Origin of the sequence: Dermacoccus sp. CCH2-D9 (genome assembly GCF_001556795.1) — a bacterium.
In the GTDB taxonomy this organism is placed as follows: Bacteria; Actinomycetota; Actinomycetes; order Actinomycetales; family Dermatophilaceae; genus Dermacoccus; species Dermacoccus nishinomiyaensis.
Map to the genome: position 1 here is coordinate 16726 of NZ_LSJT01000084.1, position 18030 is coordinate 34755.

General features: G+C 70.9%; 16 protein-coding genes. 11 read left to right on the forward strand and 5 right to left on the reverse strand.

Annotated features, from left to right (window positions below; translation table 11 throughout):
- Positions 1-105: 105 nt before the first annotated feature.
- From mreC to AX669_RS07235, 10 genes are all read left to right on the forward strand, one after another.
- Positions 106-864 (forward strand): rod shape-determining protein MreC, encoded by a 759-nt coding sequence (mreC, locus tag AX669_RS07190; RefSeq protein WP_062257513.1) that lies wholly within the window; start codon positions 106-108, stop codon positions 862-864.
- Complete coding sequence (locus AX669_RS07195; RefSeq protein WP_062257515.1) at positions 861-1424, forward strand: hypothetical protein; 564 nt, start codon at positions 861-863, stop codon at positions 1422-1424. Before mreC ends, AX669_RS07195 begins: the two co-directional genes overlap by 4 nt.
- On the forward strand, positions 1421-3589 hold the full coding sequence (locus AX669_RS07200) for a penicillin-binding transpeptidase domain-containing protein (protein WP_062257517.1): 2169 nt from the start codon (positions 1421-1423) through the stop codon (positions 3587-3589). Before AX669_RS07195 ends, AX669_RS07200 begins: the two co-directional genes overlap by 4 nt.
- Complete coding sequence (locus AX669_RS07205) at positions 3564-3995, forward strand: hypothetical protein (protein ID WP_062257519.1); 432 nt, start codon at positions 3564-3566, stop codon at positions 3993-3995. The genes AX669_RS07200 and AX669_RS07205 overlap by 26 nt, the downstream gene beginning before the upstream one ends.
- Before the next feature lie 181 nt (positions 3996-4176).
- The gene (gene rpsO / locus AX669_RS07210) at positions 4177-4446 is read left to right on the forward strand and encodes a 30S ribosomal protein S15 (RefSeq protein WP_006946370.1); all 270 of its coding nucleotides are present in this window, start codon (positions 4177-4179) and stop codon (positions 4444-4446) included.
- A 170-nt stretch (positions 4447-4616) separates the two neighbouring features.
- Positions 4617-7097, forward strand: a complete 2481-nt coding sequence (locus AX669_RS07215) for a polyribonucleotide nucleotidyltransferase (protein ID WP_062257521.1) — start codon at positions 4617-4619, stop codon at positions 7095-7097.
- Positions 7098-7232: 135 nt separating this feature from the next.
- A complete protein-coding gene (locus AX669_RS07220) occupies positions 7233-8339 on the forward strand; it encodes a YihY/virulence factor BrkB family protein (RefSeq protein ID WP_062257533.1) in 1107 nt (368 codons plus the stop codon).
- A complete protein-coding gene (locus tag AX669_RS07225; protein WP_231729470.1) occupies positions 8339-10123 on the forward strand; it encodes an alkaline phosphatase D family protein in 1785 nt (594 codons plus the stop codon). The genes AX669_RS07220 and AX669_RS07225 overlap by 1 nt, the downstream gene beginning before the upstream one ends.
- Positions 10124-10133: 10 nt before the next feature.
- Positions 10134-10880 (forward strand): 4-hydroxy-tetrahydrodipicolinate reductase, encoded by a 747-nt coding sequence (gene dapB, locus AX669_RS07230; protein WP_006946352.1) that lies wholly within the window; start codon positions 10134-10136, stop codon positions 10878-10880.
- A gap of 155 nt (positions 10881-11035) precedes the next feature.
- Positions 11036-11713, forward strand: coding sequence for a DedA family protein (locus AX669_RS07235; RefSeq protein WP_006946364.1), 678 nt, complete (start codon positions 11036-11038; stop codon positions 11711-11713).
- Here AX669_RS07235 and AX669_RS07240 read toward each other — a convergent pair.
- From AX669_RS07240 to AX669_RS07250, 3 genes are read right to left on the reverse strand one after another with little or no spacing between them, the layout of a single operon-like run.
- Complete coding sequence (locus AX669_RS07240) at positions 11700-12419, reverse strand: LUD domain-containing protein (protein WP_006946357.1); 720 nt, start codon at positions 12417-12419, stop codon at positions 11700-11702. The genes AX669_RS07235 and AX669_RS07240 overlap by 14 nt on opposite strands.
- Positions 12416-14056, reverse strand: coding sequence for a LutB/LldF family L-lactate oxidation iron-sulfur protein (locus AX669_RS07245; RefSeq protein ID WP_006946361.1), 1641 nt, complete (start codon positions 14054-14056; stop codon positions 12416-12418). The genes AX669_RS07240 and AX669_RS07245 overlap by 4 nt, the downstream gene beginning before the upstream one ends.
- Positions 14053-14850: a (Fe-S)-binding protein gene (locus tag AX669_RS07250; protein ID WP_062257523.1), complete on the reverse strand. Its 798-nt coding sequence runs from the start codon at positions 14848-14850 to the stop codon at positions 14053-14055. Before AX669_RS07250 ends, AX669_RS07245 begins: the two co-directional genes overlap by 4 nt.
- A 60-nt stretch (positions 14851-14910) precedes the next feature.
- Between AX669_RS07250 and AX669_RS07255 the strand changes: the two genes are divergently transcribed.
- Entirely contained in the window at positions 14911-15807 is an 897-nt protein-coding gene (locus AX669_RS07255; RefSeq protein ID WP_082740689.1) for a FadR/GntR family transcriptional regulator, read from the forward strand.
- Positions 15808-15917: 110 nt separating this feature from the next.
- Here AX669_RS07255 and AX669_RS07260 read toward each other — a convergent pair whose 3' ends face one another.
- Positions 15918-16742: a hemolysin III family protein gene (locus tag AX669_RS07260; RefSeq protein ID WP_062257525.1), complete on the reverse strand. Its 825-nt coding sequence runs from the start codon at positions 16740-16742 to the stop codon at positions 15918-15920.
- On the reverse strand, positions 16739-17887 hold the full coding sequence (locus AX669_RS07265; RefSeq protein WP_062257527.1) for a helix-turn-helix domain-containing protein: 1149 nt from the start codon (positions 17885-17887) through the stop codon (positions 16739-16741). Before AX669_RS07265 ends, AX669_RS07260 begins: the two co-directional genes overlap by 4 nt.
- Positions 17888-18030: the final 143 nt, after the last annotated feature.

Genomic DNA, 18030 nt, shown 5'->3' on the forward strand with positions numbered 1-18030 from the left:
ACGGCGAGATCCGGGCGCGGGGGGCGATCGGTTCGGCGGTCGTCGGGTGAATTCGGTGCTGCCCCGCCGCGACGCGACCCGCACCGCCGCGGCCGACTCGTCGCGGTGGCCGTGCTCGCCGTCCTGCTGCTCGCGCTCACCGCCTCACCCGCGCTGCGCGCACGGGGTCAGCACTTGACCTCGGGTGCGCTCGGTGCGATCGCCGGCTGGGTGACCCCCCGCGACGACGCGTTGCGCGAGGCGAAGGAAGCGCGCATCCGCGCCGAGGCGCGGGCCGCCGCCGTCAGCGACGCCGACCACGTCGTCGACGAGGCTTCGAAGCTGTCGCGCTCGTTCGCCGCGTCAGGACGCGACGTCGTGACAGCGCGCGTCGTCGCGTTCACGCCCGCGACGGCGGCCGGTGACGCCCGGCGCGTCCAGATCGACGCGGGCCGGGACGCCGGGCTCGAGACGGCGCAGGCCGTCGTCGCGGCCGGCGGGCTCGTCGGACGGGTCACGGCGGTCGACGAGCACGCCGCGACGGTCACGCTCATCACTGACCCGGCGAGCGTCGTCGGAGCGCGCCTCGAACCGGGCGGCACGCTGGCCCGCGTCAGCGGAGCGGCGCCCGACGGGGTGGCCGCGCGCGCCGAGGGATCCGTCAGTCTCGTTCTCGCGGCGGGCGGTTCGGCGACGAAGGGAGCCCGCGTCGTCACCGCCGGCAGCCCCCAGGGCCGGCCGTACCCGGCGGGGTTGCGCATCGGGACGGTCACCTCGATCGACCCCGACCGTGGCCGCCTGGAGCGCAGCGCCACCGTCCGCCCCGCCGTCGACCTCAGCAGCCTCGACGTCGTCGGCGTGCTGCGCCCGCGGGCGTCGCGATGACGAGCGCCGAACAGCGCGTCCTCTTCGCGCCCGAACCGCTGCGCGAGCCCGCGACGATCCTCGCGCGCCCGTCCGCGCTCGCCGCGACGCGGGCTCTGTGGACGCTCGGCGCGGGCGTCGTCGCCGTCCTGCTGCCCCCGCACCTGGGCCAATGGGTGGCGTGGCTGGGCGCGCCGCTCGCGGTGAGTGTCGTGCTCGACGCGGGGGCGCTCGCCGCGCTCGGCTGGCTGCTCGCCGGGCTCGTGCTCTCCGTCGTGCTGCCGCCCGGCGGCGTCGACATCGTCGCGCATGCGGCGGCGATCATCGCGACCGTGCTCGTCCTGCGACGCCTGCGGGTGGCCGCGACGGTGAGTGCCTGGTCGGCTGCGGCGCTAGCCGCTGTCGCCGTCCTCGTGCACGACCTGACGCTCGTCGCGCTCGCCGCGGCCCAGAGCGGACGCGTCGGCGTCGCCGTCCTGCCGCTGCTCGTGCGTGTGGTAGTCGGCGGCGTCATCGGCCTCGCCGTCGTCGGGCGCTGGAACCGCTGGGCTGCGCGTGAACGAGCGCGAGGCCGGGCATGAGGCGGCTCGCGCGGCTCCGTCGTCGCGTCGGCTCGAGGCCGGAGCGACGTGCCTCTCGTGGCCATGCCGAGCCCGGGCGCCGCCGTCAGGCCAGCCGGCCACGAACCGGTTCGCGTGCCGCGGGTGGCCGACGCGCCACGCTGGGGCCGTTTCTCCTGCCGGAACGCATCGGTTCTCGGCGAGGTACGGGTGGCACCTCGGCGGCCCAACGGCGCCTCGCGATCTACCTCGTCCTGACGTTCGTCGCCGCGATCGTGCTCGTCGGACGCCTGGCCCAACTGCAGCTCGTCGACGCTCGGGCGAGCCGCGCGGCCGCCGATGCGATGACGACGCGGGCCGTCGTCGTCCCCGCCGTGCGCGGACGCATCCTTGCCGCGGACGGCAGTGTGCTCGTCGGCAACGGCTCCACGACGACGCTGACGATCACGCCCGACCAACTGCGCCGTCCGGAGAACGCGCATCGCATCCTGAGCCGCGTCGCGCACGCCATCGACCGCCCCGTCGCCGACCTCGAACGGCGCACCGCGACCTGCGGCACGAAAGGCGCCGCGCCGGCACCGGTGTGTTTCTCCGGTCAGCCGTTCGAGCCCGTGCCGATCGCCTCGGACGTCCCGACGGAGGCCGTCAGCGGCATCCTCGAACAGCCGGAGCGCTACCCGGGCGTCGCGGCGACGACCCGCCCCACACGCACGTACGGCCCGAGCGGCAGCTCGCTCGCGCAGGTGCTCGGCTATCTCACGACGACGACGGCGGACGACGTCACCGCCGCGCGCGAGGCCGGCCGCGAAGCTCCCGCGACGACGGCGCTGCTCGGGCGCGCGGGCCTGGAGCAGCAGTACGACACGCAACTGCGCGGCCGCGACGGACGCCGCGTCGTGAGCATCACGCCGACGGGGGAGGCCGAGCGCGTCGTGGCGGACGAGGCGCCGACGAACGGCGCCGATGTGCGCACGAGCCTCGACCCCGGGCTGCAGAAGTCCGCGGCCGACGCGCTCACGAAGGGGATCGCCGCGGCCCGTAAGGGCGGGTCGAAGGCCGATTCGGGTTCCGTCGTCGTCATGGATGCCGATTCGGGTCAGGTGGCGGCGCTGACGAACCAGCCCACCTACGACCCGAGCGTCTGGAACGGCGGCATCACCCAGGCCGAGTGGGACACGTTGACGCGCGGCGGCTCCGACCCGCTCTCGAACCGTGCGGTGACGGTGGCAGGGCCGCCGGCGTCGACGTTCAAGGCGGTGTCGCTGTTCGGGGCGGCCGCGGCTGGTGTCGACCCGAAGGGGACGTACGACTGCCCGAGTTCGCTGCGCATCGGCAACCGCACGTTCACCAACTTCGAGTCGGAGGCGCACGGTCGCATCGACATCCCGACGGCCCTCGAGGTTTCCTGCGACACCGTCTTCTACCGCTGGGCCTACCGCAGCTGGCTCGACGCAGGCGGGGCGAAAGCCTCCGTCGACGCACCCGACGCGTTCGCCGCAGCCGCCCGCACGTTCGGCTTCGGTGCCCGCACCGGCGTCGACCTGCCCGGCGAGGCGAGCGGCGCCGTCACCGACCGGGCGCAGAAGCGACGCGACTGGGAGGCGACGCGCGCCCGGAGCTGCGAGCGCGCGAAGCGCGGCTACCCCGAGGTCACGGACAAGGCGCGGGCGGCTTACCTGAAGCAGGTGGCGCAGGAGAACTGCACGAGCGGGTACGTGCTGCACGCCGGTGACGCGGTCAACCTCGCGATCGGTCAAGGCGACGTCAGCGCAACGCCACTGCAGATGGCGGCGACGTACGCCGCGGTGGCGACGGGCGGCACACGCGTGACGCCGACGCTCGTGCCCAACGCGACGTCCGCGCAGACGGAGACCACGAGCCTGCACCTCGACCCCGCGATGCTGGCCGTCGAGCGCGACGGTCTCGCCCGCGTCCTGCGCTCGGGGACGGCGTCGGACGCCTTCGCCGGGTTCGACCTCGCCCGCTTCCCGATCAGCGGCAAGACCGGCACCGCCGAGGTGTACGGCAAGCAGGCGACCGCGTGGTTCGCCTCTTACATGCCCGAGCCAGTCGCGGGGCACCGCTACGTCGTCGTCGTGCGCGTCGACCAGGGCGGCGAGGGCGGACGCGTGGCGGCACCCATCGGGCGCGCTGTGTGGGATGCCATCGCACGTCGGGGCGCCTGAGGCGGGCGCGGGGTTCGGTTTCGCGCTCGGCGCGACGAGCATGTTCGCCTCGGCGATCCTGACGGCCGGCATCGGCCCGTGGCTGCCTTACCAGATGCTCGGTGCGAGCTGGGTCGCGCTCGGTGCCGGCCTGTTGCCGTGGCGGCGCGGGCTGCGCTGGCCCGCCGAGCTCGCGCTGCTGTGCGGCTACACGGCGTTCGCGTCACTCGCGTACGGCTTCGTCCTCAACATGTCGTTCTGGCCGTTCTCGACGACCGGCGACCCCGGCATCAGCCCCGTCCCGGGGCGCAGCTTGCGACAAACCTCGCGCACTTCGTCGCGTTCAGCCTCGCCACGTCGCTGGGCTGGGATCTGGGGCGCGTCATCACGAACGTCGCCCTCGTCCTGGCCGTCGGCCGGCCCGTGATGACGGCGCTGCGACGCGCGTCGCGCCGGGCCGCGTTCGAGGCCCGGGGCGAGTTCGTCGATTAGGCCGCCACCTCCTGCCGCTGATAGCCTGAACGAAGCCGTAGACCGGCCGCGGATCGAGAGCGCCCCAGTGAACAGGCCTGGGAGCACCGCGCAGCGAGAGTTCAAAGGAGTCAGGTATGCCCCTGGACGTTGAAACGAAGAAGAAGATCATCGCCGAGTACGGCACGTCCGAAGGCGACACCGGCTCGCCCGAGGTTCAGATCGCCCTGCTGACGCAGCGCATCAAGGACCTGACGGAGCACTCGCGCACGCACAAGCACGACCACCACAGCCGTCGTGGTCTGCTCCTGCTCGTCGGTCAGCGCAAGCGCATGCTGCGTTACCTCGAGTCGGTCGACATCGAGCGTTACCGCTCGCTGATCAAGCGTCTCGGCCTGCGCCGTTGATCGCATTGATCACCATGATCTGACGCCGAGTGGCGGTCATCCCTGAAAGGGTGGCCGCCTCTCGGTGTTTTCGAGGCACGCGCCGCGTCGCCTCGAAGCAGCAAGAAACGGGCCGCGCACAACGACGATGCGCGTCCCGAGACGAAGATGAAACAAGAAGGAGGCCCCACATGGAGGGTCCCGAGATCCAGTTCGCCGAAGCCGTCATCGACAACGGCTCGTTCGGCACCCGCACCGTCCGCTTCGAGACGGGCCGCCTGGCCAAGCAGGCCAATGGCGCCGTCATGGCGTACCTCGACGACGACACGTGCCTGCTGTCGACGACGACGGCCAGCAAGCAGCCGAAGGAGCACTTCGACTTCTTCCCGCTGACGGTCGATGTCGAGGAGCGCAGCTACGCCGCCGGCAAGATCCCCGGCTCGTTCTTCCGCCGCGAGGGTCGCCCCTCGACGGACGCCATCCTCACCTGCCGTCTCATCGACCGCCCGCTGCGCCCGGCCTTCAAGAAGGGTCTGCGCAACGAGGTCCAGGTCGTCATCACCGTGCTCGCGCAGAACCCGGACGTGCAGTACGACGTCCTCGCGATCAACGGTGCGTCCGCGTCGACGCAGATCTCCGGTCTGCCGTTCACGGGCCCGATCGGTGGCGTCCGCGTCTCCCTCATCGACGGCCAGTGGGTCGCCTTCCCGAACTTCTCCGACATCGAGCGCTCGGCGTTCGACATGGTCGTCGCCGGCCGCATCGTGGGTGATGATGTCGCCATCATGATGGTCGAGGCGGAGTCGACGGAGTCGACGTGGAACCTCGTGAAGAACGGCACACAGGCCCCGACCGAAGAGGTCGTCGCCGAGGGCCTCGAGGCCGCGAAGAAGTTCATCCGCGTCCTGTGCGAGGCCCAGATGGAGCTCGCGAAGCAGGCGGCCAAGGAGGTCCAGGACTTCCCGGTCTTCCTCGACTACCAGGACGACGTGTACGAGGCCGTCGCGAAGGACGGCACCGACCAGACGGCCGCCGCGATGACGATCGCGGGCAAGGCCGAGCGCGAGAGCAAGCTCGACGAGATCAAGGACGCGCTCAAGGCCGAGCTGGCCGGCGAGGGCAAGCCGTTCGAGGGCCGCGAGTCCGAGGTCTCCGCCGCGTTCCGCTCGCTGCAGAAGCAGCTCGTGCGCGAGCGCATCCTGCGCGACAAGGTCCGCATCGACGGCCGTGGCCTCGCCGACATCCGCGCGCTCTCGGCCGAGGTCGAGGTGCTGCCGCGCGTGCACGGTTCCGCGATCTTCGAGCGCGGCGAGACGCAGATCATGGGCGTCACGACGCTCAACATGCTGCGCATGGAGCAGCAGATCGACTCGCTGTCGCCGAGAACGCGCAAGCGTTACATGCACCACTACAACTTCCCGCCGTTCTCGACGGGTGAGACGGGTCGCGTCGGTTCGCCGAAGCGTCGCGAGATCGGCCACGGCGCGCTCGCCGAGCGTGCGCTCATGCCGGTGCTGCCGACGCGTGAGGAGTTCCCGTACGCCATCCGTCAGGTCTCCGAGGCACTCGGCTCGAACGGTTCGACGTCGATGGGTTCGGTCTGCGCCTCGACGCTGTCGCTGCTCAACGCCGGTGTGCCGCTGCGCGCGCCCGTCGCCGGTATCGCGATGGGTCTCGTCTCCGCCGAGATCGACGGTGAGACGCAGTACGCCGCGCTCACCGACATCCTCGGCGCCGAGGACGCGTTCGGCGACATGGACTTCAAGGTCGCCGGTACGCGCGAGTTCGTCACGGCCATCCAGCTCGACACGAAGCTCGACGGCATCCCCGCGCAGGTGCTCGCCGGCGCGCTGACGCAGGCCCGCGACGCGCGTCTGCACATCCTCGACGTCATGAACGAGGCAATCGACGCTCCCGACGAGATGTCGCCGTTCGCTCCGCGCGTGCTCGCCGTCAAGATCCCCGTCGACAAGATCGGTGAGGTCATCGGCCCGAAGGGCAAGATGATCAACCAGATCCAGGAGGACACCGGCGCCGACCTGTCGATCGAGGACGACGGCACGGTCTACATCGGTGCGACGGACGGCCCGAGCGCCGAGGCTGCGCGCAACGCCGTCAACGCCATCGCGAACCCGCAGATGCCGGAGGTCGGCGAGCGCTTCCTCGGCACCGTCGTCAAGACGACGACGTTCGGCGCGTTCGTCTCGCTCCTGCCGGGCAAGGACGGCCTGCTGCACATCTCCGAGGTGCGCAAGCTCATCGGCGGCAAGCGCATCGACGCCGTCGAGGACGTCCTCAAGATCGGCCGGAAGGTCCAGGTCGAGCTCAAGGAGATCGACCCGCGCGGCAAGCTGTCGCTCGGTGTCGTCGAGGAGGCCAAGGCCGACGACGCGCCCGAGGCGCCGAACGAGACGACGCCGGCCGCTCCGGCCGACGTCGACGCCGACAGCGCTGACGCCGCCGCGAAGATCGCCGACGCTGCGGGCCACATGGACTCCGGTCACGCGAGCGATGAGGACGGCGAGCGCAAGCCGCGTCAGCGTCGTCGTGGCGGCCGTGGCCGTGGCCGCGGCAACGACGCTGCCGAGGGCCGCGGTGACGCCGCGTCCGACCAGCTCGTCGACGCCGGTGACGACGACCAGGCGGCATCCGCGACGTCCGAGGACGCCTGAGCCGCTCACGTGAGGGAGCGCGCCCACCGTTGAGGTGAGCTGCTCCGTCCGACGAACCCGCCCCCGATCCGCGACCCGCGGCTCGGGGGCGGGTTCGTCATCTCACCCGTGTGGGGCGCATGGGATGATGCGCAGGTGAACTCAGTGGAGCGTGCCGACGGGTTCCAGCGTCGACATCCGGCGCTGGGCTACCCGATCGGTGTCATCTACAAGTTCGTCGACGACCAGGGCGCCTACCTCGCGGCGCTGATCACGTACTACGGGTTCCTGTCGATCTTTCCGCTCCTGCTGTTGCTGCAGTCGGTTCTCGGCTTCGTCATCGACGGTGACGACCGGTTGCGTCAGCAGATCCTCGACTCGGTGCTCGCGCAGATCCCGGTGCTCGGGCCGTCGCTGCACTCCGCGTCGATCGAGTCGCTGACGGGCAGCGTGTCGGCCATCGTCATCGGCGCGATCGTGGCGCTCTACGGTGGCCTCGGCGTGGCGCAGGCGATCCAGCACACGAGCAACCACTGCTGGGCGGTGCCGCGCAACAGCCGCCCGAACCCGATCCTCATGCGCGTGCGCAGTGGCGCCATCATCATGTTCCTCGGGGCGGCGCTCATCGCCATCGGCATCCTGCCGACGCTGTGGAAGCCGTTGCAGAGCTGGGCGTGGTTGCTCAACGTCGTGTTCGGCACGGGCATCTTCCTGCTGCTCATGAAGATGACGAACGCGCGCGGCGAGGGCTGGGGGCGTCTCGCGCCGGGCGCGTTCTTCATCAGTTTCGCCTGGCAGTTCTTCGTCGCGAACAGCACGACCTTCACGAACATCTTCGGGGCCCGTTCGACAGGCACCTACGGCACCTATGGCGGCATCCTGACGCTGCTTCTCGCCAGTTACCTCATGTCGTTGTCGTTCGTCATCGGCACCGAGATCAACGTCGTGCTGCACAAGCATCTGTACCCGCGTTCCCTCATGACACAGTTCACCGACGACGTCGACCTGACGCTCGCCGACCAGCAGGCGTACGCGGGGCAGGCGCAGATGCAACGGTTCAAGAACTACGAATCCATCGACGTCGTCTTCGACAAGGACGGCGACGGTCTCGCCGATCAGCCCTCGGATCTCGACGTGCGGTGGAAGGATGCGGTGCGGGCTCACGACGACTGGTTGCAGACTCGCCACCCGATGCGCCCGAGCGGCATGTGGGGCCTGAACGCCGAGAACGAGGATCGCAGCAGCGCGGACGGGAGCGAATGATGGGGGAGCAGACCATGGTGACGAACAAGAATGACACGGTGATGCAGACCAGCGACGAGCCGATCGTCCTGGGGCCGATGGTGCGCTACACCAGCGAATGCGAAGCGTCGATGTGGGTCGAGACCCGCGACGCCGGGGAGGTCGCCGTCATCACCGACGGTGGGCGCTGGAGCGCGCGCACGTTCGGCGCACACGGGCATCACTACGCCCTCGTGATCCTGGACGGTCTCGAGCCGGGGCAGACGTACGGCTACCGCGTCGAGGTGAACGGCGAACAGGCGTGGCCCCTGGCGGACTCGCCGTTCCCCGACCCGTTCTTCAAGACGCTGCTGCACTCACGCCCCACGAAGATGGCGTTCGGCAGCTGCCGCACGAGCGAACCGCACGATGCGAAGAGCAACCGCAAGAACGGCATCGACTCGCTGCGCGCCGTCGCGCACGAGATCGCCCGCGACCCTCACGACGAGCGGTGGCCCGACCTCGTCGTGCTGCTCGGCGACCAGGTCTACGCCGACGAGACGTCGGAGGCGATGCAGGAGTACATCGAGGCGCGCCGCGGGCTCGACGCGCCGCCCGGCGAGGAGCTCAAGGACTACGTCGAGTACGCGCACCTGTACCGCCTCGCCTACAGCGAACCGGCGGTGAGGTGGCTGCTGTCGACGCTGCCGAGCGCGATGATCTTCGACGACCACGACGTGCGTGACGACTGGAACACGTCGCAGACGTGGCACGAGAAGATGAACGCGACGCCCTGGTGGCACGAGCGCATCGTCGGCGCACTCGGGTCGTACTGGGTCTATCAGCACGGTGGCAACCTCTCGCCCGAGGCGCTCGCCGATGACGAGCTGTGGCAGCTCATCACGTCGCACACCGGGGACGACGAGCTCGACATCACCGCCGCCGTCGACGCGTTTGCCGAGCGGGTTGACGAGGACCCGACGACGTACCGCTTCTCCTACACCCGTGATCTGGGCGAGTCGAAGCTCATCGTCGTCGACTCGCGGGCGGCGCGCGACCTACGTCCCGATCACCGCGCGATGCTCGACGCGGACGAACTGCGCTGGCTCGATGACGAGTTGCGCGGCGACGTCGAGCACCTGTTCATCGGCACCTCGCTGCCGTTCTTCATGCCCGAGGGCCTGCACATGCTCGAGGCGCTCGACGAGGCCGCGGCCGAGGGGACGTGGGGCCGTCCGGCGGCGTTCTTGGGGGAGAAGCTGCGTCAGGTCGTCGACCTCGAGCACTGGGCGGCGTTCAGCGACACGTTCTTCAAGGTCAGCGACATGCTGTTCGAGGTCGCGCGTGGTGAGCGTGGCCGAGCGCCGAGGACGATCACGTTCCTGTCGGGCGACATCCACAACTCGTTCCTGTCGGAGGTCAACGGCGGCGAGGAGCTGACGTCGCGCATCTTCCAGGCCGTCTGCTCGCCGATCCGTAACCCGCTGCCGCGCCACGTGCGCGCGCTGCAGGCGATGATCGGCAAGGGCCTCGCGTTCCCGCTGCGCGCCGTCGTCGAGCGCACGAGCGTGCGCACGCCGTCGTTCCGCTGGCGCACGACGCACGGGCCGTGGTTCGACAACAACCTCGCAGTCGTCGAGGTGACGGGCGACGGTCTCGACTTCCGCTGGCTGACCGGCGAGATCCGCGACGGCGACCTCGAGCACCCGCACACGCGGGTCGTCAGCGACATCCGCATCGAGGGTGACGGTGAGTCGAAGCGTCTCGACACGTGGCAGCCACTCGGCATTCGGATCCTGACGCGCGTGGCGCACCTTCGTCGATAGGGTCGCGTCCATGAGCGAGACGATCAAGGTTGCAGTCATCGGTGCCGCCGGGCGCATGGGCAGCGAGGCGGTCAAGGCCGTCGAGGCCGCGGACGACATGACGTTCGTCGGTGGCTTCGACGCCGGGGACGACCTGGGCGACCTCGGGGGTGCCGACGTCGCGATCGAGCTGACGGTGCCCGCCTCGTCCCCGACGAACGTCGCGCAGTGCATCGAGCGCGGCGTCAGCGTCGTCGTCGGCACGACGGGGTGGGACGACGCGAAGCTCGCGACGCTGCGGGCGCAGCTCGACGCGGCGCCCGGCGTCGGTGTGCTCATCGCGCCGAACTTCTCGATCGGTGCGCTGCTCATGATGAAGTTCGCCCGCGAGGCGGCGAAGTTCTACGAGAGCGTCGAGGTCGTCGAGATCCACCACCCGAACAAGGTCGACGCGCCGTCCGGCACGGCCGCGCACACGGCGCGCGCCATCGCCGAGGCACGTGAGCAGGCGGGGCTGGGGCCGGTGCCAGACGCGACGGAATCCGACCCCGACGGCGCGCGCGGCGCCCGCGTCGACGGCATCCCGGTGCACGCGATCCGCATGCGCGGGCGCGTCGCGCACCAGGAGGTGCAGTTCGGCGCCGAGGGTGAGGCCCTGACGATCCGTCACGACAGCTTCGAGCGCGTGAGCTTCATGCCGGGCGTGCTGACGGGCGTGCGCGGCGTCGTCACGACCCCGGGGCTCACGGTGGGCCTGGAAAACTTCCTCGGGCTCTGAGCTCGGATGCTCCGTCTGGGCCTGAGGTCCGCCCGGGCGGTGCGCCGACAGCGTCCGTCCGCGTGAACGTCGAAGGCCCGGACGGTCGCGCTGGCGTCGCCTGCCGGACACCTGGGCGTCAGGTCGGGGCCACGTCGCGCGGCTAGCGTTCTGGAATGCTCGATGCCGTGCTCGCGCCGCTCGAACACCTCATGACGTCGTGGTGGATCTACCCGGCGCTCTTCGGCCTGTGCACGCTCGATGCGTTCGTGCCTGTTTTTCCCAGCGAAGCCCCGCTCATCCTCGCCGGGGTGTACGCCGCGTCCGATCCGAACGGGCCGCAGCTCGTGCTCGTCGTGCTCGTGGCCACGCTGGGGGCGGCACTGGGCGATCACCTCTCCTACGGCATCGGCCGGGTCGTCGGTGCGCGCTCGCTCGGGGCGCACGGTTCGCGGCGTGCTCGCACGTTCGAGAAGGTCTCGCGCGTGCTGCACGAACGAGGGTCGTGGGCGTTGCTCGTCGTGCGCTTCATCCCGGGCGGACGCAGCGTCGGCACGATGTCGCTCGGCGCTGCACGCTACCCGCTCCTGCGGCAGTTCACGCCGTACGACCTGCTCGCGACGCTGCTGTGGGCCCTGCACGGTTGCCTCATCGGCTACATCGGCGGCCGTGCGTTCGGCGACAACCACCTCGCGGGCATCCTCACCGGCATGGGGCTCGCGATGGCGGTCGCGTCGCTGCTCGAAGGCGTGCGCCACGTCCGAACGAAACGCCGCATGACGCGCGAAAGCCACGCCGCGAGTGGTGATTCCACCCGAGACGCGGCGTCGTCCGTCGAGGTCAGTCAGTCGTGACGATGACGTGCAGGCGCCGCGGGCCGTGCACCCCTTCGACGCGATCGAGCTCGATGTCGCTCGTCGCGCTCGGACCGGAGATCCACGTCAGCGGATGCCCCGCCTCGACGCTCGCGCGCAGGGCGCCGACGGCGGCCGGCACGTCCGCGTGGATCTGGTCGGCCCGCACGAGACAGACGTGCAGATCGGGCACGAGCGTCAGCGCACGACGCCCCTGCCCCGCAGTGTGATCGAGGACGATCGTGCCCGTCTCGGCGATGGCCGCGGCACACGTCGTGACGACCGCCTCGATGGCGTCGAGACCGTCGGGCGTGCCCGGGTCTTCGCGCGCCATCGACGCATCGACCGCGCCGACGACTGCCTCGGGCAGCCCGGCCGGCAGCAGGACGCCGTTCGCGCCCTCGAGCGCCGCGGCGACACGCGCGCCGGCGTCAGCTGCCGAGGCACGTTCGACGACCGCCTTGTAGTCCTCGGTGCGCTCGACGAACAGGTCGACGAGGTCGGGCGACCCCGCCGCGGGGGTGGCGTCGGCCGCAGCGCGCGAACCGTCCGCATCAAGTGACGTCGCCTGGGCGCCGGCGCTGCCCGACGACGAATCCCGCTGCGTCGTCGCCGAATCGGCCCGCTGCGACGACGTGCTCGTCACCCCGGCGTTCGCGTTGGCCGTCCGGATGCGCTGCAGGATCTCCTCGCGTGCGCTGCTCATGCCTCGTCCTCGCTGTCGCTGGTGGGGTGGGGGAGCCCGGCGTCGCGGGCGCTCGTGCCGTAGTGGCCCTCGACGTCGACTCCGGCGCGGTTCGGACGCGACCCCGCTGCGGCCTGGCCGCTCTCGTCGAGCCGGCCGCCGTCGGTGCGCGCGAACCACTCGCGGAACGTCTCGGTCGGGGGAGCGGGGATGTCACGCGCTGCGCTCCACGGCGCGAGGGGCCCGGGAATCGCGCCGAGGTAGGAGACGTCCTCACGCTTGAAGACCTTGCCGGCCACCGTCGCGAGCGTCTGCAGACGCCCCATGCGCTTGCCGGAGGCGAGCGCCCATTCGGCGCCCGCGATGGCGGTGCGCTCGAAGCTCGGGACGCGCGAGGCGGCGCGCTTCTTCTCGACGACCTGCGTGCGCAGTTCGACGAGGATCTTCGGAAAGTCGATCTTGACGGGGCACACCTCGCTGCACGCGCCGCACAGTGACGACGCGAAGGGCAGCGCCTTGTCGCGATCGGAGTCGAGGCCGCGCATCTGCGGGGTGAGGATGGCGCCGATCGGTCCGGGGTAGACGCTCGTGTAGGCGTGCCCGCCCACGCGTTCGTAGACGGGGCAGACGTTGAGGCACGCCGAGCAGCGGATGCAGCGCAGCGCCTCGCGCCCGACGGTGTCCGACAACACGCGCGTGCGGCCGTTGTCGACGAGCACGACGTGGACGTCCTGCGGGCCGTCGGCCTCGCTCGACCCCGTCCACATCGACGTGTAGGGATTCATGCGCTCACCGGTCGACGAACGTGGCAGCAGTTCGAGCATGACGGCGAGGTCGTCCCACGTCGGCAGCACCTTCTCGATGCCGACGACGGAGATGAGCGTCTCCGGCAGCGTCAGGCACATGCGTCCGTTGCCCTCGGACTCGACGACGGCGAGCGTGCCCGTCTCCGCGACGGCGAAGTTGGCGCCCGAGATCCCGACCTTGGCGCGCAGGAACTTCTCGCGCAGGTGACGACGGGCAGCGTCGGCGAGCGCGGCGGGATCGTCGCTCAGGTTCTCGGGGGCCGGGCGGCCGACCTCGCCCATCTCGGTGCGGAAGATGTCGCGGATCTCGCTGCGGTTCTTGTGGATCGCGGGCACGAGGATGTGCGACGGGCGGTCGTGGCCGAGCTGGACGATGAGCTCGGCGAGGTCGGTCTCCCACGCGTCGATGCCCGCGGCTTCGAGGGCCTCGTTGAGCTCGATCTCCTGCGTCGCCATCGACTTGACCTTGACGACTTCCTGCGTGCCTGTCGCCTTGACGAGGTCGACGACGATGCGGTTGGCCTCCTCGGCGTCACGCGCCCAGTGGACCGTCGCGCCGGCGCGCGTCAGCGACTCCTCGAGCGTGACGAGCAGCGTGTCGAGGTCGGCGAGCACGTCGTCCTTGACGGCGGCGCCGCGCGTGCGCAGTTGCTGCCAGTCGTCGACCTCGCCGACGACCTCGGCGCGCTTGGCGCGGATCGTGCCGGTCGCGTGACGCAGGTTGGCGCGCAGTTGGGCGTCGTCGAGGGCGTGCTTCGCCTCGTGCGGGAAGGCCGGCATCCCGACGAACGTCGCGGTCGTCGTGCCGACGGGCAGACCCGCGTCGGCGGCGGTGCGGGGCTGGCAGCTCATGCGGGGTCCTGTTCGGTCGAGGCGAGCACTTCGGCGAGGTGGATGGTCTTGACGCCGGTGCGTCCGCGGTGCAGCAGACCGCCGATGTGGGCGAGGCACGAGTTGTCGCCGGCGACGACGTACTCCGCGCCCGTCTCGACGACGTGGCGCGCCTTGTCGTTTCCCATGGCGACGGAGACGTCGGGGTTCTTGACGCTGAACGTGCCCCCGAAACCGCAGCACTGCTCGGCGGCGGGCAACTCGCGCAGGTCGGCACCGGCGACCGCGCGCAGCAGCTGCAGCGGACGGTCGCCGACGCCGAGCATGCGCAAGCTGTGGCAGGTGGGGTGGTAGGTGATGCGGTGCGGGAAGTAGGCGCCGACGTCGGTGACGCCGAGCACGTCGACGAGGAATTCGGACAGTTCGAGCACCCGCGGGGCGAGCGCGTCGACCTCGCGGGCGAGGCCCTGGTCGCCGACCCGCTCGGCGATCATCTCGTGCTGCTCGCGGACGGATCCGGTGCAGGAGCCGGAGGGGGCGACGACGTAGTCGAACGCGTCGAACGTGTCGACGAACCCGCGCACGAGGCCCTTAGCGTCGTTCGCGTACCCGGTGTTGGTGAACATCTGGCCGCAGCAGGTCTGCTCGGTGGGGAACTCGACGTCGACCCCGAGGCGGCGTAGGAGCTTCACCGTCGCGATCGGCGCCTTGGGAAACATCGTGTCGTTGAAGCAGGTCGCGAAGATCGCGACGCGTGGGCGGGTGGGGGCGATCGTCACGACGGCATCCTTAATGGTCTGACCAATGTGCTGCATCTCACTCTAGAAGCATGACCCCCGACGGTCAAGAAGTCGAGGCCGCGTAGCATGCCGCCCATGACCCACCCCTGCGCGCCCGCCTCGCCCGAACCGGGCCCGCCGCCCGCAGCCGAGGAATCCGGTCTGTCGAACCCGGGGCAGCCGGCGTCGGAACCGGCCCCCGCGCCGGACGCGACGCCCGTCCAGGTCGAGACTCCGGCTGGCGCGCAGGGTGCCAACCCGGTCGCGTCACGATCGGGGCGTGCCTACGAGGGTGTCGTGCAGTGGGTCGAGGACGGCATCGTCTCGGGCCGTCTGCGTGTCGGCGACGTGCTGCCCGCCGAGCGTGACCTCGCCGCGCAACTCGCCGTCAGCCGTGCCGTGGTGCGTGAGGGCGTGCGCGCCTTGCACGCCATCGGGGTCGTCGACTCGCGCGTCGGAGCCGGTGCGGCCGGCGGCACCGTCATCACGGCCGTGCCGACGGAGGCGCTCAACCGGTTCTTGCGCATGCACGTGGCGCTCGCGCAGTTCAGCCTCCTCGACGTCGTCGACGTGCGCTGCAGCCTCGAGGGCCTGTCGGCGCGGCTGGCCGCGCGCAACGCGACCGACGCCGACCATGCGCGCCTCGCCGACCTGATCACCGCGATGCGTGACGACGACCTGCCGCCCGATGTCTTCAACGCGTGCGACACCCATTTCCACGTCGCCATCGCGCGGGCCGCGGGCAACGCGCTCGCCACCGACCTCACCGTCGCCATCCGCGAATCCATGCGCAGCCCCATCCGTCACGGCATGAACCACGTCGACGACTGGCCGGCTGTGCGCGCGCGGTTGCGCGAGGAGCACGAGGCCATCGCCGCGGCGCTCGCGGACGGCGACGGCTCACGCGCCGCCGATCTGCTCGACGCGCACATCCGACGCGCGAGCGAGCAACTCCTCGGGGACGGCGCGCAGGCAGCCGGCGACACCGCCTGACGGGACGACTTGCGCTGGTCGGTGCTCGCGTGGCGGAGGCGAGGCCCACGGTGGCGATCCTGTGGCCCGCGCCGACGGCCGGGCGGGCAAGGCACGCGGGGAGGCCGCCGTCAGCGCGTGAGGACGATGGCCGCCGCGATGAAGTGGGCGATGAACGCGGCGACGGTGCAGGCGTGGAAGATCTCGTGGAAGCCGAACACTCGCGGCCACGGATCAGGGCGTTTGAAGCCGTAGACGACGGCCCCGAGGGTGTAGAGGATGCCGCCCGCGGCGATGAGCGTCATGACGAGGGTGCCGCCCGCGGCGTGCAACGGCCCGGCGTAGAAGATCGCGACCCAGCCGAGCGCGACGTAGATCGGCGTGTAGAGCCAACGCGGCGCATGCACCCAGGACGTGCGGAAAGCGACGCCGAGCAGCGCGCCGACCCACACGATGACGAGCAGACTCACCCGTTGCCGGCCCGCGAGCAGTGTCAGCGCGAACGGCGTGTACGTGCCGGCGATGATGAGGTAGATGTTCGAGTGGTCGAGGCGGCGCAGGATCGTGTCGGCGCGCGGGCTCCAGTATCGGCGGTGATACAGCGCCGACGTGCCGAACAGCATCGTCGCCGTAGCACCGAGGACGAGCGCCCCGACGCGCGCCGGGGTCGTGTCGGCGAGCAGGGCGAGCACGAGACAACCGATGAGGCACAGGGGCGCGAGGACGAGGTGCAGCCACCCGCGCAGCAGGGGTTTCATCGCCACCGCCAGGGCCTCGCCCGCGGGGTGCTCACCATGTTCGCCGTGCCCAGTGGACTCGCCGTGCCCGTCAGGCAGAGCCGACCGTGTGGGTTCATGGATCATCGGGTCGAGGGTCATGGCGTCGGGGTTCGTGTCGTCGGCGTTCGTCGGTTGGGCTGCTGCGGGTTGCGGACGGTCGGTTGCGGGGGTGTTCACTGCGGGCTCCTCGATCGGTCGGCGATCAGCCCGAGCGTCAGCTCCAGGCCGGTGCGGGCGTCGGTGAGCGTGTCACCGTAGTGTTCGCGCAGGGTGCCCAGGCGGTAGCGCACCGTCTGGGGGTGGACGTGGAGGGCCTCGGCGACCTCCTCGCGGCGTCCGTGGTGCAGCAGCCAGGCGAGCAGCGTCTCGGCGAGCACGGCCCGCTTGGCCTCCGAGACGTCGGCGAGCGGCGCCAGGGCGCGCTCGCGCAGCATCTGCGCGACGAGCGGGTCGGCGTCGAGGATCAGTTCGGGCAGCAGCGTGTCGGCGTCCGCCGGTTCACTCACCCGGGCGAATCGCAGCGCGCGTCGGGCGCGCGTCACCGATTCGGCGGCGCGGCTCCAGGCGAGCGCCGGCCCGAGGGCTGCTGTGGTCGTAGCGCAGGCAGCGAGGACGCGCGCGCGGTTGCCGGGTGGGAGGTCGGGCACGAGCACGAGCGGCGAGCCGTCCGGGGTGCGCGACCACAGGGCCTTCTCACCGACGGCGCTCGCGACGGCCGCCGGGGCGTCGCCCGTCAGTGCCAGCGCCGTGAGGGTGCGCGGCGGGTTCCAGTGAGCCCGTTCGGCGAGATGCTCGAGCGTGTCGGGCTGGTCGCCCGCGACGAATGCCGCCGCCAGCTGGTCGCGTCGGCGCGCGAGCTCACGGGTGCGGGCCGTCATGGCCGCGGTGTGGCCGGCGAGGCTCTCGACGGACAACTCGTCGATGAACGCGAACGTGCCCGCAGCGAGGCTCGCGATGCTCGCGGCCGACTCGCCCTGCGCGACGGCGCGTTCGGCGAAGTGCGTCCACGCCTCGCGGGCGCCGACGCGGTAGGCCGTGAGCAGCGCGTCGCTCGAGCGCCCCGTTTCCGCCTCGCCCTGGCCGAGGCGGTAGGCGCCGGTGCGCATGGCCGTGGCGGACGTCGTGTCGCCGTCGTCACCGAGGGTGTCGAGGAAGGCCGCGAGGGCCATCGCGACGGCCGCCTCGATGTTCGCGCGCAGTGTGTCGCCGAACTCGCGGTCGTAGCCGGGCACCTCTCGGATGATGGCCTCGACGCACCCGCTGGCCGTGTTCGGCAGGTGCTCTCGCAGGGTGGCAATGGTGTCTTGCCGCAGAGTCGACATGTTCACACTCTACGAACAAATACCGAAAAGATCATGTGAGGTCGCGGTCAAGAATTATCAGCTGCGCGCCAAATACGCTGGTCGCATGCCGCACGCCGTCTCCTCATCAACCACGATGGCCCGCTCGTCGGACGAACGGCGGG